General features: G+C 67.8%; 22 protein-coding genes. 8 read left to right on the forward strand and 14 right to left on the reverse strand.

All coding sequences use genetic code 11. The features are described from left to right. Window positions 1-2: 2 nt before the first annotated feature. The 6 genes from BVG12_RS29380 to BVG12_RS29405 all read right to left on the reverse strand — a co-directional run bounded on the left by BVG12_RS29380 (window position 3) and on the right by BVG12_RS29405 (window position 6,702). Window positions 3-2,780 carry a bifunctional diguanylate cyclase/phosphodiesterase gene (locus tag BVG12_RS29380; protein ID WP_075795489.1) on the reverse strand — a complete coding sequence of 926 codons (2,778 nt, stop codon included), beginning with the start codon at window positions 2,778-2,780 and terminating at the stop codon, window positions 3-5. Then, window positions 2,777-3,217, reverse strand: a complete 441-nt coding sequence (locus tag BVG12_RS29385; RefSeq protein ID WP_075795490.1) for a type 2 periplasmic-binding domain-containing protein — start codon at window positions 3,215-3,217, stop codon at window positions 2,777-2,779. Before BVG12_RS29385 ends, BVG12_RS29380 begins: the two co-directional genes overlap by 4 nt. 1 nt (window position 3,218) lies before the next feature. Further along, entirely contained in the window at window positions 3,219-4,463 is a 1,245-nt protein-coding gene (locus BVG12_RS29390) for a hypothetical protein (RefSeq protein ID WP_075795491.1), read from the reverse strand. 118 nt (window positions 4,464-4,581) lie between these two features. Further along, complete coding sequence (locus BVG12_RS29395; protein WP_075795492.1) at window positions 4,582-5,115, reverse strand: M48 metallopeptidase family protein; 534 nt, start codon at window positions 5,113-5,115, stop codon at window positions 4,582-4,584. Window positions 5,116-5,234: 119 nt separating this feature from the next. After that, window positions 5,235-5,573 (reverse strand): KGG domain-containing protein, encoded by a 339-nt coding sequence (locus BVG12_RS29400; protein ID WP_075795493.1) that lies wholly within the window; start codon window positions 5,571-5,573, stop codon window positions 5,235-5,237. 103 nt (window positions 5,574-5,676) lie between these two features. Beyond that, entirely contained in the window at window positions 5,677-6,702 is a 1,026-nt protein-coding gene (locus BVG12_RS29405; RefSeq protein ID WP_075795494.1) for an NADP-dependent oxidoreductase, read from the reverse strand. Window positions 6,703-6,828: 126 nt separating this feature from the next. On the opposite strand from BVG12_RS29405, the gene purU reads away from it, so the two are divergent. The 6 genes from purU (at window position 6,829) to BVG12_RS29435 (ending at window position 12,030) form a co-directional block, all read left to right on the forward strand. Further along, window positions 6,829-7,695, forward strand: a complete 867-nt coding sequence (gene purU, locus BVG12_RS29410) for a formyltetrahydrofolate deformylase (protein WP_075795495.1) — start codon at window positions 6,829-6,831, stop codon at window positions 7,693-7,695. A gap of 27 nt (window positions 7,696-7,722) precedes the next feature. Beyond that, window positions 7,723-8,265, forward strand: a complete 543-nt coding sequence (locus BVG12_RS29415; protein WP_075795496.1) for a YaeQ family protein — start codon at window positions 7,723-7,725, stop codon at window positions 8,263-8,265. A gap of 76 nt (window positions 8,266-8,341) precedes the next feature. Continuing rightward, window positions 8,342-8,731 carry a DUF2946 domain-containing protein gene (locus BVG12_RS29420; protein WP_075795497.1) on the forward strand — a complete coding sequence of 130 codons (390 nt, stop codon included), beginning with the start codon at window positions 8,342-8,344 and terminating at the stop codon, window positions 8,729-8,731. A 52-nt stretch (window positions 8,732-8,783) separates the two neighbouring features. Then, window positions 8,784-9,230, forward strand: coding sequence for a copper chaperone PCu(A)C (locus tag BVG12_RS29425; RefSeq protein ID WP_075795498.1), 447 nt, complete (start codon window positions 8,784-8,786; stop codon window positions 9,228-9,230). Window positions 9,231-9,242: 12 nt separating this feature from the next. Next, window positions 9,243-9,737, forward strand: coding sequence for a YcnI family copper-binding membrane protein (locus tag BVG12_RS29430; protein ID WP_075795499.1), 495 nt, complete (start codon window positions 9,243-9,245; stop codon window positions 9,735-9,737). A gap of 7 nt (window positions 9,738-9,744) precedes the next feature. Beyond that, complete coding sequence (locus BVG12_RS29435) at window positions 9,745-12,030, forward strand: TonB-dependent receptor (protein WP_075795500.1); 2,286 nt, start codon at window positions 9,745-9,747, stop codon at window positions 12,028-12,030. On the opposite strand, the gene BVG12_RS29440 is transcribed toward BVG12_RS29435, so the two are convergent. Both BVG12_RS29440 and BVG12_RS29445 read right to left on the reverse strand, forming a co-directional pair. After that, the gene (locus BVG12_RS29440; RefSeq protein WP_075795501.1) at window positions 12,031-12,801 is read right to left on the reverse strand and encodes a head GIN domain-containing protein; all 771 of its coding nucleotides are present in this window, start codon (window positions 12,799-12,801) and stop codon (window positions 12,031-12,033) included. Window positions 12,802-13,038: 237 nt separating this feature from the next. After that, window positions 13,039-15,633 carry a glycoside hydrolase family 3 protein gene (locus tag BVG12_RS29445; protein ID WP_075795502.1) on the reverse strand — a complete coding sequence of 865 codons (2,595 nt, stop codon included), beginning with the start codon at window positions 15,631-15,633 and terminating at the stop codon, window positions 13,039-13,041. A gap of 205 nt (window positions 15,634-15,838) precedes the next feature. Between BVG12_RS29445 and BVG12_RS29450 the strand changes: the two genes are divergently transcribed. Further along, window positions 15,839-16,960: a type IV pilus twitching motility protein PilT gene (locus BVG12_RS29450; protein ID WP_075795503.1), complete on the forward strand. Its 1,122-nt coding sequence runs from the start codon at window positions 15,839-15,841 to the stop codon at window positions 16,958-16,960. Between the two features lie 19 nt (window positions 16,961-16,979). Here the strand turns inward: BVG12_RS29450 and BVG12_RS29455 are convergent, their stop codons facing one another. The 6 genes from BVG12_RS29455 to BVG12_RS29480 form a co-directional block, all read right to left on the reverse strand. Then, window positions 16,980-17,195, reverse strand: coding sequence for a hypothetical protein (locus BVG12_RS29455; protein WP_075795504.1), 216 nt, complete (start codon window positions 17,193-17,195; stop codon window positions 16,980-16,982). Between the two features lie 68 nt (window positions 17,196-17,263). Then, on the reverse strand, window positions 17,264-18,544 hold the full coding sequence (locus BVG12_RS29460; RefSeq protein WP_075795505.1) for a cytochrome c: 1,281 nt from the start codon (window positions 18,542-18,544) through the stop codon (window positions 17,264-17,266). Then, window positions 18,541-19,254: a c-type cytochrome gene (locus BVG12_RS29465; protein WP_075795506.1), complete on the reverse strand. Its 714-nt coding sequence runs from the start codon at window positions 19,252-19,254 to the stop codon at window positions 18,541-18,543. Before BVG12_RS29465 ends, BVG12_RS29460 begins: the two co-directional genes overlap by 4 nt. Before the next feature lie 90 nt (window positions 19,255-19,344). After that, entirely contained in the window at window positions 19,345-19,710 is a 366-nt protein-coding gene (locus BVG12_RS29470) for a c-type cytochrome (RefSeq protein WP_075795507.1), read from the reverse strand. A 1-nt stretch (window position 19,711) separates the two neighbouring features. Next, window positions 19,712-20,392: a 3'-5' exonuclease gene (locus BVG12_RS29475; protein WP_075795508.1), complete on the reverse strand. Its 681-nt coding sequence runs from the start codon at window positions 20,390-20,392 to the stop codon at window positions 19,712-19,714. Window positions 20,393-20,405: 13 nt separating this feature from the next. Then, on the reverse strand, window positions 20,406-20,942 hold the full coding sequence (locus tag BVG12_RS29480; protein WP_075795509.1) for a ProQ/FINO family protein: 537 nt from the start codon (window positions 20,940-20,942) through the stop codon (window positions 20,406-20,408). Window positions 20,943-21,595: 653 nt separating this feature from the next. On the opposite strand from BVG12_RS29480, the gene rpoD reads away from it, so the two are divergent. Continuing rightward, on the forward strand, window positions 21,596-24,295 hold the full coding sequence (rpoD, locus tag BVG12_RS29485; RefSeq protein WP_075795510.1) for an RNA polymerase sigma factor RpoD: 2,700 nt from the start codon (window positions 21,596-21,598) through the stop codon (window positions 24,293-24,295). The last annotated feature ends 240 nt before the right edge of the window (window positions 24,296-24,535 follow it).

A 24,535-nucleotide genomic window follows, 5' to 3' on the forward strand; every position in this document is an offset into this window, starting at 1 on the left:
CCTTATCCTGGTACGGGTTCGGCACTCCCGAGTCTTCGTTGCTGGGCCTGGGCCTGCAGCATCTCCGTGATGCGCTCGGCCGGCACCGGTGGGCTGAACAGATAGCCCTGCATCTCGTCGCAGTCGTTCGCGCGCAGGAAGTCGCGCTGCTCGACCGTTTCCACGCCCTCGGCGATCACGCGCAGGTGCAGGCGGTGGCCCAGCGAGATCACGGCCAGGGCGATGGCCTGGTCGTCGGAGCTGGAGGCCAGGTCGCGCACGAACGACTTGTCGATCTTGAGCGTCGAGATCGGGAACGATTTTAACGCAGACAGGCTGGAATAGCCGGTGCCGAAATCGTCGATCGACAAGCTCACGCCCATCGCCTTCAGTTCGCGCATGCGTTCCACGGCCTGGTTCATGTCGCGCATCAAGAGGCTTTCCGTCACTTCCAGTTCCAGCGCGGACGGCGGCAGGCCACTGTCGCGCAGGGCGCCGGCGATGCGTTCGACGAGGCGTTTTTCCTCGAACTGACGGGCCGACACGTTCACCGACACCGTGAGCGGATCCAGCCCGGCCGCGCGCCACAACTGCGCCTGGCGGCATGCGGTGCGCACGACCCATTCGCCCAGGCCGACGATCAGGCCCGATTCCTCGGCGAGCCCGATGAAGCGCATCGGCGGCACGATGCCGTGTTCCGGATGGCGCCAGCGGATCAGCGCCTCGACGCCGAACACGCGGCCCGTATGCAGGTCGACCTTGGGCTGGTACAGGAGGTAGAAACGTCCGGCCGGCGCTCCGGCGGCCGGCGCTCCGGCGGCCGGCGATTCCACCACGGGCGGTTCCGCATCCGGGTCGCCCGCCACCTCGTCCGTCAAGGTGGCGTCCAGCGCCATCCGCAGGCCTTCCAGCAGCACGAGCTTTTCCTCGACGCTGGCGTTCATCTCGCGCGTGTAGAACTGGAAGTTGTTGCTGCCCAGGTCCTTGGCGCGGTACATCGCGGCGTCGGCATTCATCATGAGTGTCTTCGGGTCGTCGCCGTCGCGCGGGTACACGACGACGCCCATGCTGCAGCTGACGCGCACGGCCTGGTCGCCGATCTGCACGGGTTCCGTCACCGCCTGGCGGATCTTTTCCAGCACGGGCGTCAACGCCAGCGGGCTCTCGCCGGCGTCCGGCAGCAGGATCACGAATTCGTCGCCGCCCAGGCGGCCGAGCGTGTCGTTGCGGCGCAGGCAGGCCTGCATGCGGCTGCCGACGACCTTCAGCAATTCGTCGCCCGCGTTGTGGCCCAGGCCATCGTTGACGAGCTTGAAGCCGTCCAGGTCGACGAAGGCGAGGGCCAGGTGGCCGCCGTTGCGCTGGGCGTTGCGCACGGCCTGCTCGAGGCGGTCGCGGATCAGGCTGCGGTTCGGCAGGCCCGTCAACTCGTCGTGGTGCGCCATGTGGCGGATGCGGTCCTCGGCCAGCTTGCGCTCGGTGATGTCGCGTACCATCGCCACGGCGCCCCCTTCGACGGGCACGATCTGGCGCTGCAGCCAGCGGCCCGCGGTCGGGCCGGTCGTCGCTTGCCACTCCGCTTCGATGACGCGCTGCTCGGTGACGACCTGCACCAGATGCTCGTACATGCCGTTCGAGCGGTAATAGGGCAGCACGTCGCCCAGAAGCTGGCCGCGCAAGGCCTCGTTGGCCATCCCGGTGAACAGTTCGGCGCGGCTGTTGGAACCCTCGACCAGGAAATCGGCGATGCTGCCGTCCGCACCGGTCACGGCGCGCAGCAGGAAGAAGGCGTCGGGACTCGCTTCCGACGCCGCCGCATAGGTCTGCTGGGCCTGGCGCTCGCGCCGGCGCGCCTTGGCCACCTGCCACGACCACGCGCTGATCATCGCCACGACGGCGACCAGCAGCGAGCTGGCCGCCGTCGCACCCACGAGATAGGTGCCGTAGTGCTGCTCGTACTGCGCCATCTGTTCGCTGGCCGCCAGGCCGACGGCGACCGTGAGCGGAAAGCCCGTGAGGCGGCGCGTGCCGGCGTAGCGCTCGACGCCGTCCGGTCCGAGCGGATGCGGCGCCGCGGCGTCCTCCTTCATGCCGTCGAGCGCGACGGTCTGGCCCCACGACAGGGTGTCGCCGATGCGCACGACGCGCGCGACGCCGTCGCTGCCGACGAGCGCCAGCAGGCCGAGTTCTCCCGCGCGCGAGCGCTCGTACGAGCTGGTGAAATAGCCGGGATCGACTTCGACGATGGCCACCCCGGCGAAGCGGCCGCTGTCGTCGTCGATGCGGCGCGTGAAGTGCAGGTGGGGATCGGGCCGGATCGCGTCGCTGGCGGTCTGGCTGACGAAGACCGTGTTGGTATCGCCGTTCGCGTGGACCGTGAAGTACGGCGCGCGCGATACGTCCTGCGCCGGCGTCGACGGGTTGCTGTCGACGATGCGGCCTTCGCGGTCGGCGATGCTGATCTGGAACACGAGTCCGGGCGGCAGCAGCGCCTGGGTGCGCAGCGCCTGCAGCGCGGCGGTGGGGCCGTTCAGCTGGACCGCGTACTTGATGACCTTGAGCGTCTGGTCGATGCCGTTCAGGTTGCGCGCGACCTGGGCCTCGTACGTGTCGAGCTGCTCGCGCACCGAGTCGTGGGCGGCGGCGACGGCGGCCAGCCGTTCGGTTTCGATGAAGTGGAAGGTGGCCACCCAGATGGCCAGCAGCGGCAGCGTGGCGAACAGCGGCAGCGCGATATGCGTTTCGAGCGCGCGCGACAACCAGCGCGGACGGCGGCGGGAGGTGGAGGCGGCGGCCATCATTGCACCACGAGGACGGCGTGCACGCTGCCGTCGAGCGCGCCCCGTTCGATATAACCGATGGCGCCAAGATCGTCGGCCACCTTGCGCCGCACCGCCGCGCTGTCCGACAGCTCGGCGGGCGGCTGGCCGCGGCCCGTGAACACCATCTTCGACCAGTAAGCTTTCAGCAGGGCCGGCGTCTTGTTCGTCACGCGCGCATAGAACTCGTCGCGCATCGGCGTGCCGAGGCGCAGATCGTACGGCACCGCCTCGGTGCCGTCGGGGAAGCGTGCGGACTGGCCGAGGAAGATCGCGGCCACCTGTTCGGCACGCAGCGCGGCGACCGGATTGCGCGCGGAGACGATCACGACCAGGTCGGCCGCGCAGGCGGGGGCCTCGACGAGACAGGCGAACAGCAGGGCCGACCTCAGGAAGTGGGAATACTTGAGCGTCGCCATGCTAGTACACGAAGTCGAGGGCGACGCTGGCCACGTGGCTCGTGCGCTCCGACTGGAAGCGCGGCGTCGTGTTGATGAACGTTCCGCGCGAGCCGTCGTGCGGCGTGACGCGGTCGTACTGCACCTTCAACGCCATGTTCGTACGCAGGTCCCAGCGCAGGCCGGCCGCCAAGGACGTCTGTTGCGGAATCGTCGACAGGAGGAAGCTCAGGCCGGCGTTCAGCGCGGCCGCCGTCGGCGCCAGCGCCGGGGGAAGGGCGCCGAGCGGCAGGCCCGCGCCCAGCGTGGTCCCTGCGGCCCGCACGCGCGCCCAGGTCGCATACGGCGTAAGCGCGTGCCAGCGCCAGCCGGCGCCGACGTAGGCACTGCGCGTCGCGCCCAGGAAGGAGTGGGTGACCGTGCGGCCCGCTTCGGCCATCACGAACCAGGTACCGGGATCGTAGCTCGCGCCGATATTCGCGAGCATCATGCGCTTGTGGTCCATGGCGTAACGCCGGCTCAGGTCCTGGCCGGCCGGGCCGAACGCGTCGAAGGCGTCGAATATGTCGGAGCCGATGTCGCTTGAGATCTCGGCGCTGAGGACGTTGGCGCGCACGCTCAATGCGCCCCAGTCGCTCGTGTTTGACACGCCGACGCCGCCGCGCCCGTACACGTGCAGGGGCTCGACCAGCGTCACGGCGCTGTGGCCGTAGAAGACCTGCGACGCATTGCGCACCGGGCCCGCGCTCCAGCGCAGGGTGGCGTCGACGCCGTCGCTGCTGGTCACGGGCAGGACGTTATAGCCTTCGACGGGCGGACGCACCCACGGGTACGCATAGCCGACCTTGCGATAGTCCGCCATCAGGAAGACGGGCAGCGCGATGCGGCCGGCGCGCAAGGCCAGTTCGGGCGTCGCCTGGTATTTGACGTTGGCCCATTCGACGCGCGGGCGGTAGGTGTTGTCGAGCCCCTGTTCGCTGACGACCTGCAGCACGGCCGACCAGCGGCGCGCGAGCGTGGCGTCGAGCTGGATGCCGAGGCGGGTGTCGACGTCGGCGCTCCAGCGGCGCGTGGCCCCGGCGCCGCTGGCCTTGAAGACGGACGACGTGTAGTCCGCTTCGCGTTCGCTGGCATGCGCGATGCCCAGCGTGCCGAAGCCGGAGACGCGCCAGTCGGGCGCGCGTGCCGGCTCGTCGTCGGCGCGGGCGCCGCCGGCAAGTCCGAACAGCGAAAGTAACAGGAACTGAGCGAGGCGTTGTTGCTGCATTTGAGTCGACGGACGGGCCGGCCGGGAGCGCCAGGTGCGGAACTCGACTGTAATGCGTGCCTACAAGAAAGTCGACAGGTTTTGCCCCAGGCCGGTTGTTGTTCAAAATCTTGTTGCATTACGGCAACGAGGGATTGCCCCATAACCGGCCACCGCCCAGGTCGAGCAGGGTGAGGTAGAGGCGCACGTCGAACTCGAACTGGTGGTAGTCCGGCTCCATCCAGCAGCACAGTTTATAAAAGGCCTTGTCGTGGTCTTTTTCCTTGAGGTGCGCCAGTTCGTGCACGGCGATCATGCGCAGGAACGCGGGCGGCGCGTCGCGGAACACGGTGCCGATGCGGATCTCGTGCTTGGCCTTCAGGCGGCCGCCCTGCACCCGCGAGATCGCCGTGTGCAGGCCCAGTGCCTGCTGCACGATGCCGATCTTGCTGTCGTAGGCGACCTTCGCGATGGGCTCGGCGTTGCGCAGGTATTCGTCTTTCAGATCCTGGACGTAGCCATACAAGGCCTTGTCGGTGCGGACATCGTGCGCGTCGGGGTAGCGCCGGCGCAGGTGGTCTGCCAGGCGGTCGTCGGCGATCAGGCGCTCGACCTGGGACAGCACGTGCGCGGGATAGGCGCCCAGGTATTTCAGTTGGGATGGCGAGGACATAAGGGCGGCACTCTAGCACGTCCGTGTCCTGGATGCAGAGGATGATGATGGGCGACCGCGCCCGGCACGGCGGCGCGGTCGGCGCTTGCGCGCTTGGTGAGGGGAAGACTCCCCGGACGTCATGACTCCTTGCTGCCCTGGCGGTTGCCGGCTTTCGCGGCTGCTGCGGCGCGGTTGGCCGATTGCCGGCTTTCCCCGCCTTTGCGGCCGATATCCGCCATGTGGGCGCGGTTGCGGCTGACCACTTCCCCGCCTTTCTGGCCCGCCCGGCGCGCTTCCTCCGAATCGAATTCGTGCGCCGTGCCCTTCTGGTGGGCGGCCTGGCCACCCTTGCTGGCGATTTGACGCTGCTGGTTCTGGTCCATCGCAGCGAAACCGCGCTTGGCCGGCTGGCTTTTCTGCTCGCTGCCGCCGGAGTCAGCGGCACCCTTGTTGCCGCCATCCTTGCTTGTCGCCATATCGGTCTCCTTGTGCCTGAACAATCAAAGCGAGCGTCATGGTTGCGCTCGTGAGTTTAGAGAGGCGGGGAGTGAAATGGTTCCGGCGGCATGCGCCTGGTTTTTAGCGGATATCGTCGGCGATCTTGAGCACCAGTTTCCCGAAGTTCTTCCCTTCGAACAGCATCGTCAAGGCGTCGGGAAAATGATCGAGGCCCTCGACGACGTGTTCGCGGCTCTTGATGGCGCCTTCCCGCAGCCATGCGCCGAGGCGTTGCACGCCTTCCGGATAGCGCGGCGCGTAGTCGAAGACCACCATGCCTTCCATGCGCGCCCGGTTCACGAGCAGCGACAGATAATTGGCTGGTCCGCGCACGGGCGTCGTGTTGTTGTACTGCGAGATGGCGCCGCAGATCACGATACGCGCCTTGAGGTTGATGCGCGCCAGCACGGCGTCGAGGATCTCGCCGCCCACATTGTCGAAATAAACGTCCACGCCTTGCGGACAATGTTCCTTGAGACCCGCCGCGACGGGACCGGCCTTGTAGTCGATACAGGCGTCGAAGCCGAGTTCGTCGACGACGTAGCGGCACTTATCCGGTCCGCCGGCGATGCCGACGGCGCGGCACCCGAGCTGCTTCGCCACCTGGCCCACCGTCGCGCCGACGGCGCCCGCCGCCGCCGACACGACGACCGTCTCCCCGGCTTTCGGCTGGCCGATGTCGGTGAGGCCGAAGTATGCCGTCATGCCGGGCATGCCCAGCACGTTCAGCCAGGCCGGCAGCGGCGCGAACGTCGGATCGATCTTCATGGCCGCGGCCGCCTTGGCGTCGACGGGCCCGGTCCAGTACTGCTGCACGCCGAAGGTGCCGGCGAGGTGGTCGCCCACGGCGACGTGCGGCGAGTTCGACGCCTCGACGACGCCGACCCCGCCCGCGCGCATCACCTCGCCGATGGCGACGGGCCGGATATACGATTTACCTTCGTTCATCCAGCCGCGCATGGCCGGGTCGAGCGACAGATACAGCACGCGCACGCGCACCTCGCCGTCGTTGAGGGGAGCGAGCGGTTCCTCCGTCACTTGCCAGTCGGTGGCCTTGGGCAGGCCGACGGGGCGGGCGGCGAGGCGGAATTGTCGGTTTGTGGTCATATGCGTCTCCTGTGAGAACCGGGGTCAGAGCCCGGTTTTTGGCAATTTCTTTAAATCGGGCTCTGACCCCGGTTATGCGACAATGGCCGGGCTCAGTCAACCTCAACCATTCTGAAGTATCTAGCAATGTATCCAGAATATATCCTGACCCTGTCCTGCCTGGACCACCGCGGCATCGTGCTGCGCGTCTCGGGTTTCCTGGCCGAACATGGCTGCAACATCATCGACTCGGCCCAGTTCGGCGATCCGGAATCGAAGCTGTTCTTCATGCGCGTGCATTTCGCGCTGGAAGACGACGCGATGTCCGACGAACTGCTGCGCGCCGGCTTCGGCTCGCTGTGCGCCGACCTGGGCGCGGAAGGCGCGCTGCACGACGCTCGCGTCAAGCCGCGCGTGCTGATCATGGTGTCCAAGATCGGTCACTGCCTCAACGACCTGCTGTTCCGCTACCGCAGCGGCCTGCTGCCGGTGGAGATTCCGGCCATCGTGTCGAACCACATGGACTTCTACCAGCTCGCGGCCAGTTACAATATCCCCTTCCACCACTTGCCGCTCGAGGCCGGTGCCAGCGAATCGGCCAAGCTCGCCCAGGAGGCGCGCATCATCGAATTGCTGGGCACCCACCGTATCGACCTGGTCGTGCTGGCGCGCTACATGCAGATCCTGTCGCCGGGGCTGTGCGAAGCCTTGAAGGGCAGGGCGATCAATATCCACCATTCGTTCCTGCCCAGCTTCAAGGGCGCGCGTCCGTATGCGCAGGCGCACCGCCGCGGCGTGAAGCTGATCGGCGCGACGGCCCACTTCGTCACGGGCGACCTGGACGAAGGCCCGATCATCGAGCAGGACGTCGAGCGCGTCGACCACGCCATGCGCCCGGAACAGCTGACGGCCATCGGCCGCGACGTCGAGAGCGTCGTGCTGGCCCGTGCGGTCAAGTGGTTCGTGGAGCACCGCATCCTGCTGAACGGCGACAAGACCGTCGTGTTCAGCTGACCACTTTAGACTGAAAGACTGGCTTCAATGGCCCTGAAAGCAACGATTTACAAGGCAGACCTGAGCATTGCGGACATGGACCGCAACTATTACCAGGAGCACGCGCTCACGATCGCGCGGCATCCGTCGGAAACCGACGAGCGGGTGATGATCCGCCTGCTCGCCTTCGCCCTGCATGCCGACCCTCTGCTTACCTACGGCAAGGACCTGTTCGACGTCGAGGAGCCGGCACTGTGGCTCAAGGACCTCACGGGTGCCATCGACCTCTGGATCGAGGTGGGCCAGCCCGACGAACGCCGCCTCATGAAGGCGGCCGGCCGCGCCGACCACGTGGTCGTGTACAGCTACAGCGCCACCAGCAACATCTGGTTCAAGGGCCTGGCCAGCAAGCTCGAACGCACGAAGAAAATTTCCATCATCAACATCCCGGCCGAGACCAGCGCCCAGCTGGAGCAGATGGCCCAGCGCTCGATGCAGCTGCAATGCACGATCCAGGACGGCCAGGTGTGGCTGACGGACGGGCAGCAGACCGTGCAGGTCGAGCGCGAGACGCTCATGGCCGAGCGCTGATCCGTTCTTTTTGACTGGACAATTTGTCCGGGGGCGCGTATGCACACGCCGGCGCATACGCGGCTATAATCGGACCATGCCGATCCGTTCGATAACAGTCCGTGTGCGCTTCGTCTGGCTGGCACTGTGCGCCGTGCTGCTGAACGCGCTCGCGCCGACGGTCTCGCATGCGCTGGCCATGAGCCGGCCGGCGATCCCGGTCGACGTCTGCAGTGTCGATGGCGGCGCACCGTTCGCCGCCGCGGCCGCGCTGCTCATGCAGGACGGGCACGGCGACATGAGCCTGGCGGGCGACTGCGGCTACTGCCTCACGCACGCGGGCAGCCACGGCCTGCCGCCACCCGTGCACGCGCCGCTGGCGCTCGTGCACGGCACGGCGCCCCGTCCTTTCCTGTTCCACCACGCGCCCCGTCCGCTGGCTGTCTGGATCGCGGCCGTCCCGCGCGGTCCGCCTGTCTTCGCCTGACTTTTTATTCCGGTGTTCACGCACCGTTTATCCATTTCTGTCAGGTGAAGTCATGTATCGTAAATTCCTTATGCTGGCCGCGGCCAGCCTCGTTACCACGTCCGCGGCATTCGCCCAGGTGACCGTCGGCGATCCGTGGATCCGCGCCACTGTGCCGGCCCAGAAGACGGCCGGCGCCTTCATGCAACTGCGCTCGCCCAAGGCCACGCGCCTCGTCGAGGTCCAGACCCCCGTTGCCGGCCGCGCCGAAGTCCACCAGATGGGCATGGAGGGCCAGACCATGCGCATGCAAAAGGTCGACGGCATCGACCTGCCCGCCGGCCAGACCGTCAACCTGGCGTCCGGCGGCTACCACGTCATGCTGTTCGACCTGAAGCGGCAGCTCAAGGACGGCGAGCAGGTGCCGCTGACCCTGACGTTCGTGGGCGCCGACAAGAAACGCGAGAACGTCACCGTGCAGGTGCCGGTCAAACCGCTGACGTACACCGCGGCACACTGACGGGAGCGCACGATGAAAACATTTCTGTTCGCCGCCTTGTGCGCGGCGCCGCTGGCGCACGCCCATATCACCATCGCCCCGGCCAGCGCGCCGGCCGGTGCCTATCAGACCATCGTGTTCAAGGTCGGCCACGGCTGCGACGGCAGCGCCACGACCGGCATCACGGTGCTTCTGCCTGACGGCGTGACGGCGAAGCCCATGCCCAAGCCGGGCTGGACCATCAACCTCGTCGAAGGCAAGCTCGCGACGCCGCTGCAAATCCACGGCAAGACGATCACGAGCGCCGTGCGCGAGATCGCCTGGCGCGGCGGACCGCTGCCGGATGCGTACTACGACGAATTCACGCTGCAGGCCAAGCTGCCGGACCTGCCTGCCCGCTACGTGTTCAAGGTCGGCCAGCAGTGCGAGAAGGGCCGCACGGACTGGAGCGACGTCGATCCCGCATCGAAGACGCCCGCGCCGGTGCTGGAGGTCATGCCGGCCGCGATGCCGCCGCACCATCACTGAGGTGCGCATGCGACTCAACCATCATCGCCTTGCGCTCGCCGCGCTGGCGTGCCTCGGCACGAACGCGCACGCCGACGACACGCACCTGGAAACCGTGATCGTGACGGGCGGCCGCCCGACCTCGCTGCCCGCGCAGATCCCGACGACGATCGAGGGCATCACGGGTGCCCAGGTCGAGGAACGGATCAACGCGTTCGACAGCGAGGACGCTTTGAAATACCTGCCCAGCCTGAATGTGCGCAAGCGCTACACGGGGGACTACGACCACGCCGTGCTCGCGAGCCGCGCGTCCGGCACGGGCAACAGCGCGCGCTCGCTCGTGTACGCGGACGGCATCCTCTTATCGAACCTGCTCGGCAACGGCGCCGCGTACACGCCGCGCTGGGGTCTCGTCACGCCCGAGGAAATCGAGCGTGTCGACGTGCTCTACGGCCCGTTCGCGGCCGCGTATCCGGGCAATTCGGTCGGCGCCGTCGTCGACTTCCAGACCCGCATGCCGGTAAAGCGCGAAGCCCACGTCAAGCTGTCCGGCTATTCGCAAGGCTTCAAGTTATACCGGACCGATGACCGCTACGACGGCTGGCAGGGCAGCGCGGCGCTGGGCGACCGCAGCGGCGCGTGGTCGTATTGGATCGACGTGTCGCGTCTCGACAGCGATGCCCAGCCGATCGCGTTCGCCAACAAGCTGGTAGCCAGCGGCGTGCCGAACGGTGGTGGCGTTCCCGTGACGGGCGCGGTGGCGGGCCGCAATCCGTCGAACAAGGATTGGTGGCTGATCGGCGCGACAAGCCGGACGCGCACCGTGCAGGACCACGCCAAGTTCAAGCTCGCCTGGGACATCAGCCCGAAGCTCCGCGCCAGCTACACGTTCGGCTGGTGGCGCAACGAGGCGGCGCGCGTGGCCGATTCCTACCTGCGCGATGCGGCCGGCAACCCCGTCACGACGGCCACTCGCGTGAACATCGACGGCCGCGCGTACGACGTCAGGGCGTCCGACTTCGCCCCCAGCCGCGGCACGCTGGAACACGCGATGCACGGCCTGTCGCTCAAGCGGCACAGCCGCGACACGTTCGACTGGGAGATCGCCGCCAGCGTCTACGACTATGCGCGCGACCTCGTGCGCACGCCGACCGTGCTCGTGCCCGACGCCGCCACGAACGGCGCCGGCCAGGTCACGGACATGCACGGCAGCGGCTGGAACACCCTGGCGTTGAAGGGCATCTGGCGGCCGGACGCGGGCGTGCTGGCGGCGCACACGGTCGAATTCGGGCTGCAGTCGGATCACGCGAAGCTGCGCACCCGCGTGTTCGGCACCACGACGGACTGGCTGCATGCGGGCGACGGCAGACAGGTCTCCGTCTTCAACGGCAACACGTGGCTGGAAAGCCTGTATGCGCAGGACAGCTGGCGCATCGCGGACGACTGGCGCGCCACCATGGGCGCCCGCTTCGAACGGTGGCGCGCGTACGGCGGGGAATTGGCGAACGCCGTGCTGGCGGCGCCGCTGCCGTTCCCGGACCGCAGCGAGACGGCATGGTCGCCGAAGGCCGCGCTGTCCTGGCGCGCGAGCCCGGACTGGACCCTGAAGGCGTCGACGGGCCGCGCCGCGCGCAATCCGACGGCGGCCGAGCTGTTCCAGGGGACCATCGTCGGCGATGCGATCGTCAACAGTAATCCTAACCTGAAGGCGGAAAGGTCGTGGACGAGCGAGCTGTCGGCCGAGACGATGAAGGACAGGAGTTCGCTGCGCGTGACGCTGTTCCGCGAGACGACGCGCGACGCGCTGTATTCGCAGCCGCTGCTCGTCGCCGGCGGGACGACCGTGAACACCGTGCAGAACGTGGGACGCATCCGCACGAACGGCCTGGAGGTGTCGGCGCAGGCGGACGACGTCGGGGTGAAGGGGCTGGCTTTGTCGTCCAGCCTGACGTATGCCGATTCCATCATCGCGGAAAACGCGGGCTTTCCGGCAAGCGTGGGCAAGTGGCAGCCGCGCGTGCCGCGCTGGCGCGCGACGATGCTTGCGACGTGGAAGGCGAACGACAAGTGGACCGCGACGCTGGGCGCCCGCTACAGCGGCCGCCAGTACGGGACGCTGGACAACAGCGACCCGAACGGCGATGCCTACATGGGGGTGTCGGATTATCTCGTGGTCGACGCGCGGCTGCGCTATCGTTTTGGCCGCCGGTGGAGCGCGGCGGTCGGCGTCGACAACCTGGGCGACCGCAAGTACTGGGCGTTCCATCCGTACACGCAGCGGACCGTCGTGGCCGAGGTCCGCTGGGACCTGTGATCAGCGCGGGGCGGCGCCCAGGCGGCGGACGTTGCCGGAACCGACGACGGACTTGGTGATCTGCGGATCGCCGTAGTAACTGACGTCGCCCGAGCCGGCCACCGTCAGGCTCAGGCTGTCGCGCACCCACAGCGTCACGTTGCCGGAACCCGCCACGGTGACGCTGGCGTTCTCGGTGCGCACATGGGCCAGGTCGACGGTGCCGGAACCGCCGATCGAGATCGACGTGCTGCGCGCCGTGCCGTCCAGGACTTTCAGGTCGCCGCTGCCGCCGAGGGCGACGTTGACGGATTCGCCCTCGATGCGGTGGACCTTGATGGCGCCCGAGCCGCCCACGTCGAACTTGACGCGGCCGCCGCGCACGACGTCGGCATCGATATTGCCCGAGCCGCCCAGCACGAGACGATCGACGCTGCGCGCCTGCACGAGGACTTTCAGGTTGCGGGTGCGCAGGTTGGTGTTGCGCTTGGCGCGGATCTTCAGCGTGCCGTCCTCGACGACGGTTTCGATCAGCGGCAGCAGGTTGTCGTCCGCGTCGATGGTGAGACCTTCGCGCTCGCCGCCGCTCCTGATCTCGACGTTGCCGGGCAAGGACATCGCGACGCCGTCGAAATGGGCGACGTCGCGCGCCTGGTGCTGGATCTTGCCGCTGCCCTGCACCTGTTCGCTCTTGCCCCAGCTCCAGTCGGCAGCAATGGCCTGCGGGGCGACGGCGATGCAGGCGAGGGCGCAGGCGGCGATGACGATGCGGCGGGTCGGATTGGCGATCATGATGTTCTCCCTGTGTGCGTGGATGTTCTCGATGGCGTCATCGTAAGCGGGAGGCATGCGTCCCGATACCGGTTTGCGACAAACCGCACGAAAACCGGACCGGAATGCGCGCACGTGGAGTGGACTGCAGCATATACCACGTCGTCCCCGCGCGGGCGGGGCCCAAGTATTGCGGGCATCACCACGGAAATCGGGTTCCCGCCAAGGGTGCGCCTAGCCCGGGGACGACGGTTTGTCTTACTTCGGCAAGTCGAATCGCGATCCCGTGACCGTCAGGGCCGTCTTGACCGTTTGCGCATGCCCCGGTTGCCCGCCGCCCAGATAGACCGTGTACGTACCCGGCACGACCTGGCGCGCACCGGCCGCGTCCACCTGCGACAGGGCGCGCGCATCGAGCGCCAGCGTGACGCGCGTGCGCTCGCCGGCTTTCAGGTGTACGCGGCGGAACCCGGCCAGGGTCGGATTGGCGGTGTCGCCCGGCTTGGCCACGTACAGCTGGACGACCTCGTCGCCGTCGCGCTTGCCCGTGTTGGCCACCTCGACGTCGACGTCGACCGGGCTGCCGGCCGCGATCGACGGTGCCGACAGCGTCGGCGTCCCGTAGCGGAACGTCGTGTACGACAGGCCGTGGCCGAACGGGTACAGGACGTCGCCCTTGAAGTAGCGGTAGGTGCGGCCCTCCATGCGGTAGTCGCCGAACGCGGGGAGGCCGTCGACACCCCGGTAGAACGTGACCGGCAGGCGGCCGGCCGGGCTGTAGTCGCCCGCGATCAGGCCAGCGACGGCGTGGCCGCCTTCGCCGCCCGGATACCAGGCCTGGATAATCGCCGGCACGTGCTTGTCGGCCCAGTTGACGGACAGCGCGCTGCCGCTCATCAGCACGAGCACGGTCGGCTTGCCGGCCGCGACGACGCGCTCCAGCAACTGTTCCTGCGCCGCGGGCAGGTCGAGGCTCGTGCGGTCGCCGCCGGCGAATCCCGGTACCTGCAGCTTGAGTTCCTCGCCTTCCAGGTTGGCGGACAGGCCCGCGACATACACGACGAGGTCCGCGCGGCGGGCCAGGTCGACGGCTTCCCGGCCGCCGTCGGCCGGCGTGCTCCACACGAGTTTCTGGTCGCCGCGCGCGCCGCGCTGCACGGCCTCGATCCTGATCGGATAGGCGCGACCCGCCTGCAGCGTCGCCTTGCCGGCTTCGATCGACGGCGAGTCCGTGACGTTCCACGCATCCACGACGAGCTTGCCGTCCAGCCAGACGCGGTAGCCGTTATTGCTCAGGTAGCGCAGGCTGTAGGCGCCCGCGCGCGGCGCTTTCAAATAGCCGGTCCAGCGCGTCGACGCATCATGGGCGCCGTCCTGCCACGCGGCGCGCGCGTTGGATTCCGTCGCCCCGTGCGCGGCGCCCGCGAGGTCCGGGCCGTCGAAGTGTTCGGCCTTGAGGCCGTGCGTGCGGCACGCGGCGTCGACGCACAGGCTCGCATCCGGCACGGGCGGCTCGGCGGGCCCGACAAGGCCCGTGCCCGGCGCGTACAGCACCTTCGCATCCGGGAAGCGCGCGCGGATGCCCGCCAACACGGTCACCGGATGCGACGGCTGGCCGTTGTAGTTGCCGACCAGCGCATCCTCGCTGTCCGCGTTCGGGCCGATGACGGCGATGGTCTTCGGCGTTGTCGTCAAAGGCAACAGGCCGTCGTTCTTCAGCAGCACCATCGCTTCCCTGGCCGTCTTCAGGGCGACGGCGCGGTGGGCCGGCGTGTCGTTGTCGGCAGGCCGGATGGAGGCGTAGGCCCGCGGCGGGTTCGGATCGAGCAGGCCGAGGCGGATGCGGCCCGTGAACAGGCGCACGAGGGCGCGGTCGATGACGGCTTCCTTCAACTCGCCGTGGCGCACGGCGTTCACGATGGGGTCGGCCTCCGTCGTCATCTTGTTGCGGTAGTCGCCGCAGATCAGGTCCATGCCGGCCGTGAACGCGGCGGCGACGGCCTGCTCGGGCGTTTTGGTGTAGTGCAGGCTGTCGTCGCGGTAGATGTTGGCGGCCGCGCCGCAGTCCGACACGACGAAGCCGTTGAAGCCCCAGGCGCGGCGCAGGTGCTGCTCCATCAGGTCGTCGCTGGCGCACGCGGGGATGCCGTTGACGGCGTTGTAGGCGCACATGACGGACGCCACTTTGCCCTCCTTGACCGTGGCGCGGAAGGCGGGCAGGTAGGTGTCTTCCAGGTCGTGCGGGGACGGGTGGACGTCTTCGCGGTGGCGGTTCGATTCCGGCCCGCTGTGCACGGCGAAGTGCTTGGCGGTGGCGATCGTCTTGAATGCCGCCGGATCATCGCCCTGCAGGCCGCGGATGAAGTTGACGGCGATGCGCGACGTCAGGTACGGGTCCTCGCCATACGTCTCCTGGCCGCGGCCCCAGCGCGGATCGCGGAAGATGTTGATGTTGGGCGACCACACGGTGAGGCCGCGGTACCAGTCCGTGCCGCCGTCCGGGCTGCGGGTCGCCATGTATTTGGCGCGGAATTCCGTCGCGATGACGTCGCCCACGTCGTGCATCAGTGGTTCGTCCCACGTGGCCGCCATGCCGACGGCCTGCGGGAACACGGTCGCGTAGCCCGCGCGCGCGACGCCGTGCAGGCCCTCGTTCCACCAGTTGTATCTCGGGATCTTGAGGCGCGGGATCGCGGGCGCGTCATTGCCCAGTTGCGCCGCCTTTTCCTCGAGCGTCATGCGCGCGACGAGGTCTGCGGCCCTGGCTTCGGGCGTCTGCTGGGCCAGCGCGGGCGACGCCGCGCACAGGGCGGCGAATGCGAGCGGGGCGAGCGTGAAGGGGGTGCCGTTCATCGTAGTCTCCTGTTATTGGTTTCCGATGATGCTAACACGAAAATGTCATGCGCTAACAATAGGCCGGAAGACAACGCGTTGTGGCGGCCAAGGCACGCCGGACGCTTGGTGTTAGAAAAATATCTTTCCAGTTGGAATTTTGACAGGATGCCGGTTTTATAATGAAGCATCGCTCATCCGAGCCCGTTTGGCACATCGCAGAATGATGGAATACCACCAGTCCTCGCAGATTCCCACCCTGTCGTATATCGAAAACGAAGACCATCCGGTGTTTGGCACCCTGGTCGAGCAGATCCTGCACCTGCTGAATTCGAAGCTGGTGTTTTCGGACGTCATCATCCACCAGAACAGTCCGCTGATGCTGCGCCAGCCGAAAGGCCTCGTGGCCGTGACGGATTCGCCGATCACGAAGGAAGAGCTGGAAGAGTTCTTCGACGTCATCGAGCCGAACTGGGCCGAGCGCATCGTCGACCGCGCGTTCGACCGCTCGATCGACCTGCACACGGCGCGCATCCGCGCCAACTGCTTCAGCTTCCAGGGCAAGAAGCGCCTCGGCTGCGTGATCCGCCGCTTCCCGAAAGAGCCGCTGGCGCTGGACACCCTCGGCCTGCACGCGGACGAGCGCGAATTCGCGCGCCTGACCAGTGGCCTCGTCTTGATCATCGGCGACACCTGCCAGGGCAAGTCGACGACGATCGCGTCGATGCTCGACGAGATCAACAAGCAGCGCTCGGGCCACATCATCACCATCGAAGACCCGGTCGAGACCTTGATCCCGCAGCGCAAATGCATCATCACGCAGCGCGAGGTGGGCGTGGACGGCGACGTCGAAAGCTATTACCTGGGCGCGCTGGATGCGCTGCGCGAGCGGCCGGATGTGATCGTCATCGGCGAGATCCGCGACGCGCAGACGGCGCAGGAAGCGCTGGCGCTGGCCGAATCGGGCCCGCTCGTGCTCGCGACCTTGCACGCGCGCTCGACGGAACTGGGCCTGCAAAAGATGCTGCGTCTGCTGGGGAACACCGAAGCGCAGGGCCAGGCCCTCGCGCACGCGCTGCGCGGCGTGCTGTGCCAGGCGCTGCTGCCGTCCAAGCAGGGCAACCGCTACCACCTCGCCACGGAATGCCTGACCATCAACCCGGCCGTCGCCGGCATGATCGAGGAGGGCGACCTGGGCGCCATCCGCGCGCACATGAACGCGGGCCGCGGCCCGGGCTGCCACACGATGAACAGCGTGCTGGAGGCGCTGCTGGCGGCGCACAAGGTCGGCGTCGACGACGCGCGCGCCGCGACGACGGACCGGATCGGCTTCGCCGAGATGGTCTGACCGGATCGGGTAGCGCGCGCTATCCGATCGTGTTCATCTCGCTTTCGTCTTCCGTGTAGCGCACCGGCGCCAGGTTGTGCCGGGCGATGAGCTCTTGCACGGTCGCCGGGGCGCCCCGTTCGATCCGTTCGTGCTCGAGGACGTGATCGAGGATCTCCGCTTCGCTGCTGCGCGCGAGCGTGGCGAATTCCAGCGGTTCCTCATTGTTGCGGTACCAGACTCGATAAAGCGGCATGCCAGCCTCCTCGTGATGGATGGTGCCTAGTATGCCAGAGCCGATATTGCGCGCGATTCGCCGCCGGATCAATCCAGCGGCACCGCCCGCCACCGGTTGACTTCCGGCGCCGTCACCGCCGGCGCCGCATTGCCCCAGCTGTTCCTCACATACGTCACGACGGCCGCCACTTCCGCGTCGTCCAGTTGCGGGCTGTGCGGCGGCATCCCGAACGGCCGCGGATTGCCGGCGGTCGCCGGCGGAAAGCCGCCGTTCAGCACGATGCGGATCGCGTTGACGGGATCCGGCATCGTCAGCGCGCCGTTGCCCGCCAACGGCGGGTACGCCGGATTGCCCGCGATGCGGGTTCCGCGCCCGTCGGCGCCGTGGCAATCGGCGCAGTGATGCTCGTACAACTGGCGGCCCGCCTTCATGACGTCCTCGGGCGGCGGCGCGTCGGGAACGCGTGCGGAAGGCGCCGCCGGCAGCGATTTCAGGTAGACCGCCATCGCGCCCGCGTCCGCCTCCGTCAGGTATTGCAGGCTTTGATTCACCACTTCCGCCATCGGCCCGAACACGGCGCCGCGCGGTGCCACGCCGGTGCGCAGCAGTTGGACGATGTGTGCGGGTTCCCAGTTGCCGAGGCCCGCTTCGTGGTCGGCGTCCAGCGCGGGCGCATACCAGCCGATGGCCGGGATGTGGCCGCCGGACAGTCGCGTGCCCGTCGCGCCCAGGCCGTTGCGCGGGCTGTGGCAGGCGGCGCAATGGCCCAGGCCCTCGACGAGGTAGGCGCCGCGGTTCCACGCGGCGCTTCGTGCCGGCTGCGGCGCGTACACGCCCGGCTTGAAGTACAGCAGGCGCCAGCCGGCCAGCACGATCTGCCGGTCGTACGGGAAGCGCAGCGCGTGCGGGCGATTGGCCCGCCGGACCGGCGCGAGGCTGCGCAGATAGGCGTACAGCGCATCGGCGTCGTCGCGCGTGACTTTCGTCGTGTTCGGGTACGGGAACGCGGGATACAGCATGCGGCCGCCCGGCGCGATGCCGTTGTGGAGGGCGCGCCAGAAATCGTCCGCCGTCCAGGCGCCGATGCCCGTCTGTGCGTCCGGCGTGATGTTCGGGGTGTAGACCGTGCCGAACGGCGTCGCGAGCGCGCGTCCGCCCGCGTACGGCGTGTCGCCGCGCGCCGTGTGGCAGGCCATGCAGTCGCCGGCGCGGGCGAGGTAGGCGCCGCGCGCGATGTTGGCTTGCGTCGGCGCCCACGCGTCGCGCGAACGCGCCGGGATGAATTCCGCGCGCGGCCAGGCGAGCGCGACCAGGGCCGCGGCCAGCACGACCAGCACCGCGACGGACCAAAGGACGACGCGCTTCATGGCTCGCTGCCGCAGGCGAGCGGCATCGGGCGGGCGACGTCCGCGGCCGGACTGGCATCGTCCGGCATCGGTTCGCTCGCGAGCCAGCCCGAGACGGCCGCCACGTCCGTCAGCGACAACCGCCCGGCGATGGTCGCCATGCAATCCGGCGCGTGCGCGCGGCGGGTGCCGTTGCGCCACGCCCCGAACTGGGCGTTGATGTAGTCGCGCGGCAGGCCCAGCAAGCCGGGGATCGCGGGCAGGGCACCTGTCAGGCGCTGGCCGTGGCAGGCCATGCACGCCGGCACCTTCAATACCGCGTCGCCGCGCGTGACGAGTGCGCGCCCCCGCTCCAGCTGGTCCGCCGGCAGGCCCGCGCGCGCGAGCACGGGCGCGGGCAGGTGCTGGGTCGAGAAATATGTCGCGATCTCGCGCAGGTAATCGTCCGACAGGTGCTCGACCATATACGTCATCAGCGGATACCGGCGTCGGCCGGCGCTGAAGTTCTGCAACTGGTTGTAGAGGTAGCCGGCCGGCTTGCCCGCGATGCGCGGGTAGTAGCGCGGCCCCGTCGTCGGTGCGGGTAGCGACGGGCTGCCGTGGCACGACGTGCAGGCGGCGACGCGCCGTTCGAGCGTGTCGGGCAGGCCGCGCTCCGGCTGGGCCGATGCCGGCGCCGCGTGCAGCGCGGCGGCAACGAGCAGGGCGGGGCGAAGAACCGGGACGGGCATGGCATTCCTGTGATCGGCGATCTTGCCAACGCCATCATACCGCGCCGTCTTGAATTTCACACAATCTTTTGAAAATGATAACGCCGCCGCTCAGGGCAGGTCCTGGTAGCCGCGCAGATAGGCCAGCAACGCCGCCATGTCGCGGTCGTCGCGGATGCCCCAGAAGCGCATCTTGGTGCCGGGCACCGTCTTGTCGGGATCGCGCAGGAAGGCGGACAGGGTACGCTCGTCCCAGGCGATGCCGGAAGTCTTCATGGCGTCGGAATACGCGAAATCGGGCGTGCTGCCTGCGCGCCGGCCGAACAGGCCGTTCAGCTGCGGGCCGAAGCCGCCGCGTGCGCTCGGGCCGATCTGGTGGCACGATGCGCACGGCTTGAAGACGGTGGCGCCGTCGACGGGGCCGTCATGGCGCGAGCAGCCGGCCAGGGCCAGCGCGAGCAGGATGGCCGGACGCATGTTACGTGCGCGGCTTGGGCTGCGCGGCGCGCATCGGGCCGCCGGCGATGGGCTTGGGCGGCAGCGGCGGCGGCGGGTTCGCGCGCCAGTGGCGGTAGATGCGCAGGGCGACGTGGGCGTCGTCCGCGGCGTACAGGATCTGCTTGTCGGACAGGCGCGGCAGGGCCCAGTTGGTCGTCGTGATCTTGCGCGATTTCTGCAGGCGCTGCCCGAAGAAGCGGGCGACGGCCGTCTTGGCGCCCAGTGCGTTGCGTTCGCCGCGGCGCAGCGCCGTGGACAGGTCGAGCACGTTGTGCGTCTCGATGCCGAGCTTGGCGCGCAGGCGGCGCAGGTCGTCGCCGAGGCCGAAGCCGACCTTCAGGATCGCGGGCGATTCCAGCACGGCGCGCAGGACGTCGATGCCGGGAACGAGCGGCGGCGGCGCGCCATCCGTCGCCGCCGGCTTGGGCATGCCGATCTGGAACAGATAGGCGTGCTCGTCGGTTGCGAGTTGCACGAGGTGCGGGCCGGTCGATTGTTCGCCCTTCTGGAACGTGGGCTTGGATTCGGTGTCGAAGCCGATGGCGTCGGATGCCAGCAGCGCGGTCAGCGCGCCGTCCGCATCCTGGCGCGTGCGCACGAGGCGCACGTCGGCCAGCTTGATGCCTTCGTAAGGCGGGAGGGCGTCCTCGGCCTCGCTCATCCGGCGCGGCCGCTCAGCGTTTGGCGAACTTCGATGCCAGCTGCTGCAGCTTTTCCTGGCGCTTGCGGTCGGCTTCCGCCTGCGCGGCCGCTTCGCGCTCGGCCTTCTTGCGCTCGGCTTCCTTCTTGAAGCGTTCCTGCAGGAGTTCCTTGGCGTGCTGGCGGTGGGTGTCCGTCACTTCGGCGCCCGGGTTGCCGTCCAGGTCGTAGCGCACGGTGGCTTTTTCCATCGCGCGCAGATAGCGCATCGAGCCCGTGTGGATACCCAGGGCGGCACGCATGGTCTTGCGGTTCAGGCCGGGCAGGCGCGCCAGCACCTGCTTGTCGATGCCGATCGCCAGCGGCAGGCAGTCGCGGAAGGCCTTGAATTGCTGTTGCAGCTGCTTGAGCAGGGCGCGCGGGGACTGGGACGCCGCATCGGCGCCCGCGGCCGGGCTGACTTCCGGGGCCGCGGCCTGAGGCGCGCCGTCGCCCGGGGTGGCATCGGGCGTGGCGTGGGTGGCGTTTTCGGTGGCCTCGGGGAGCTCGGCGACAGGACTCATCGTATTCATTGACTTCATGGTAAGAACGGGAAGCGGAAGGATAGCATGGCCGCGCGACGCGCGTGTGCCACTCAGCTATGTAACGGATCGTTTTGTTGACTAATCAACCGCGGATCATGTCGAAAAACCTGCCGCGCGTTGCGGCTTCGGTGTATCAGGATGCTCATCATTTCATGCATGTGCTGCGGCGCGCGGCCGAGAAATCGTGTATGATCCGCCCCTTTCCTTGCGCACGGTTTGCGCCGACGCAGCCAGGGTCTGGAAGTTGAAAAGGAAATATGCGTCTGAGTGATATCCCTTATTGGGTATATCAATTATCGCTAATGATTTCCTTGAGGCATAATGCGTTTGTCTCCTCTATTTCTCTCCTGGAAAATAGATTCAAGCCCGTTGTCTGACGGGCTTTTTTTCGTTCCGACATGCTAAACCGCGATTTCAACCACACTCCGTTCCGCTTGAACCCCTTGAGCGCGCGCGTCGCAGCCCGTCACGGCTGGCCCGGACGACGCCGGCCGGCGGCAGCGGCAGGAGTGCTTGATATCCAGGCTTCCGCCCTAAGCTAGGGCCATCCCGATCATCCACGCCCTCCGGGGTCCGCACTGCGGGCCAGGTGGGTTATTGACTTCGCAGGCGCGCGCCACGCCTCGACTGGAGAAAGTTATATGAAAAACACCGCCAAGACCCTGACACTGACAGCAAAGAAAGCGCCGGCAAAAAGCACGGCCCAGCTGGCCGTGCCCAAGACCGCGACCTCGTATTTCCTCGAAACGGAAGCGGCAGCCAAGGTGACGGTGGTGAAGACCCGTTCGCGCCTGGCGTCGCTGAAGGCGGTCCAGCTCGATGCCGAGCAGGCGCCCCAGTCGCAGCCGGAACAGTTCGACGAGGCGGCCGTCGCTGCCGACGTGCAGACCGCCGCCGAGCCGGTGGAAGCGGTCGCCGCGCCGGTGGAAGCGGCCCCCGCGCCGGTCGCCGCCGTTGCGGCCGATGAATCGGACGACGTCATCCCGACGCCGGCCGCGCCTGCCGCGCCGCCGGTGATCGTCAAGAAGCGCGCGTCGCGCCTGGCCGCGCTGAAGGCCGACACCGCCGCGCCGGCAGCGCCGGCCGTGCCCGCAGCGCCCGCAGCGCCCGAAGCCCCTGTCGAGCAAGCGTTCGAGGCGGCACCGGCCGCGCGCGTCGTGCGTGCCCGCACCGCGCGCCGCATCGAGCCGTCGACCGCCACGACGACGTCAAGCCAGCCGACCGGCACCGTCAGCACGACGACGGACGCCGCCGCGCTGGCCGCCATCGACACGTCGGGCTATCTGCTGCCGCAAGTGAAGGTGCCGGGCCGCCGTGGCCGCAAGCCGAGCGAATTCGTGCCGGAAAACGACGAGATCGCGGCGCTGAACGCCGTCGAGCGCGCCGAACTCAAGGCCGCGTCGAAACTGCGCGAGCGCAAGGCCAAGGGCGGTGCCACCCTGTTCGGCGCCGCCGAAGGCTTCTCGGCCGAGGAACTGGAAAAGCGCCGCCAGCAGCTGAAGAACCTGATCAATATGGGCAAGGAGCGCGGCTACCTGACCCATGCGGAGATCAACGACCACCTGCCGGAAAACATCATCGATCCGGAAGCGATCGAAGGCATCATCGCGACGTTCAACGACATGGGCATCGCCGTGTACGAGCGCGCGCCGGAAGCGGAAATGATGCTGCTGTCGGACGCCGTCGTCACGCCGACCTCGGAGGACGAAGTGGAAGCGGCCGCCGCGACGGCGCTGTCGACCGTCGACTCCGACTTCGGACGCACCACCGACCCCGTCCGCATGTACATGCGCGAGATGGGCGCCGTGTCGCTGCTGACGCGCGAAGGCGAGATCGCCATCGCCAAGCGCATCGAGGACGGCCTGAAGGACATGGTGCAGGCGATCTCCGCGTGCCCGGTGACGATTTCCGAGATCATCGCGCTGTCGCACAAGATCGCCAAGGACGAACTGAAGATCGATGACGTCGTGGACGGCCTGATCGATCCGAACGAAGGCGCCGGCACCAGCGCGCCCGTCACGAGCGCCGCCGACGAGGACGAAGACGAAGAAGACGACGTCGAGGACGAAGAGGACGACGGCGGCGCGGGCGGCAGCGCCGCGGCGGGCTACTCGGCCGAGCAGCTGGCCGCGCTGAAGAAGGGCGCGCTGGACAAGTTTTCCATCATCGAAAAGCAGTTCGACAAGATGGGCCACGCGTTCAAGACGCAGGGCTACGGCTCGCCGGCCTACACGGCGGCGCAGGAAGTGATCTCGTCCGAACTGCTGGGTATCCGCTTCACCGCGAAGGTCGTGGAAAAGCTGTGCGACACCCTGCGCCACCAGATGGACGAAGTGCGTGCCATCGAGCGCGCCGTGCTGGACATCTGCGTGAACCGCTGCGGCATGCCGCGCGCCCACTTCATCAAGGTCTTCCCGGGCAACGAGACGGACCTCCAGTGGGTGCAGCGCGAAGTCGACTGCGCTTATCCGTACAGCGCCGTGTTGAAACGGAACGCGCCGGCCATCCTGGAACTGCAGCAGCGCATGATCGACCTGCAGGCGCGCGTGGCGCTGCCGCTGGCGGACCTGCGCACGATCAACCGCCAGATGGCGGCCGGCGAAAAGCGCGCCCGCACGGCGAAGCGCGAAATGACCGTGGCCAACCTGCGTCTCGTGATCTCGATCGCGAAGAAGTACATCAACCGCGGCCTGCAATTCCTGGACCTGATTCAGGAGGGTAACATCGGCCTGCTGAAGGCCGTCGACAAGTTCGAGTACCGCCGCGGCTATAAATTCTCGACGTACGCGACGTGGTGGATCCGCCAGGCGATCACGCGTTCGATCGCCGACATGGCCCGCACGATCCGCGTGCCGGTGCACATGATCGAGACGATCAACAAGATGAACCGCATCTCGCGCCAGATCATGCAGGAAACGGGTAGCGAGCCGGACATGGCGACCTTGGCCACGAAGATGGAGATGCCGGAATCGAAGGTCCGCGAGATCATGAAGATCGCGAAGGAGCCGATTTCGATGGAAACCCCGATGGGCGAGGACGGCGATTCGCAGCTGGGGGATTTCATCGAGGACAACGCGACGCTGGCCCCGCTGGACGCCGCGCTGCACGCGTCGATGCGCAACGTGATCAAGGAAGTGCTGGATTCGCTGACCCCGCGCGAGGCGAAGGTCCTGCGCATGCGCTACGGCGTCGAGATGTCGAACGACCACACGCTGGAAGAAGTGGGCAAGCAATTCGACGTGACCCGCGAGCGTATCCGCCAGATCGAAGCGAAGGCGATGAGCAAGCTGCGCCAGCCGTCGCGGTCGGACAAGCTGAAGACGTTCCTGCAGAACCAATAATCGTCGTCCCCGCGAACATGGGAACAGCCCACCGGGCTATTTCCATGCTGAGGTCCCGGAGTCGGCTTGTCGGAAGCGACGCGCCGAACTCCGATGCTCGGCATGGATTCCCGCGTCCGCGGGACGTCGTTTTCGGCAATGCCGGGGACGACGGCTCAAAAACCGCGCCGCCCGCCCGGGCCGCGCGGTTTTTTTTCGTCCAGCGGTGCGCCGACCATCCTTGGCATAATGTCGGCATTC

The organism is Massilia putida, from assembly GCF_001941825.1.
Classification (GTDB): domain Bacteria; phylum Pseudomonadota; class Gammaproteobacteria; order Burkholderiales; family Burkholderiaceae_D; genus Telluria; species Telluria putida.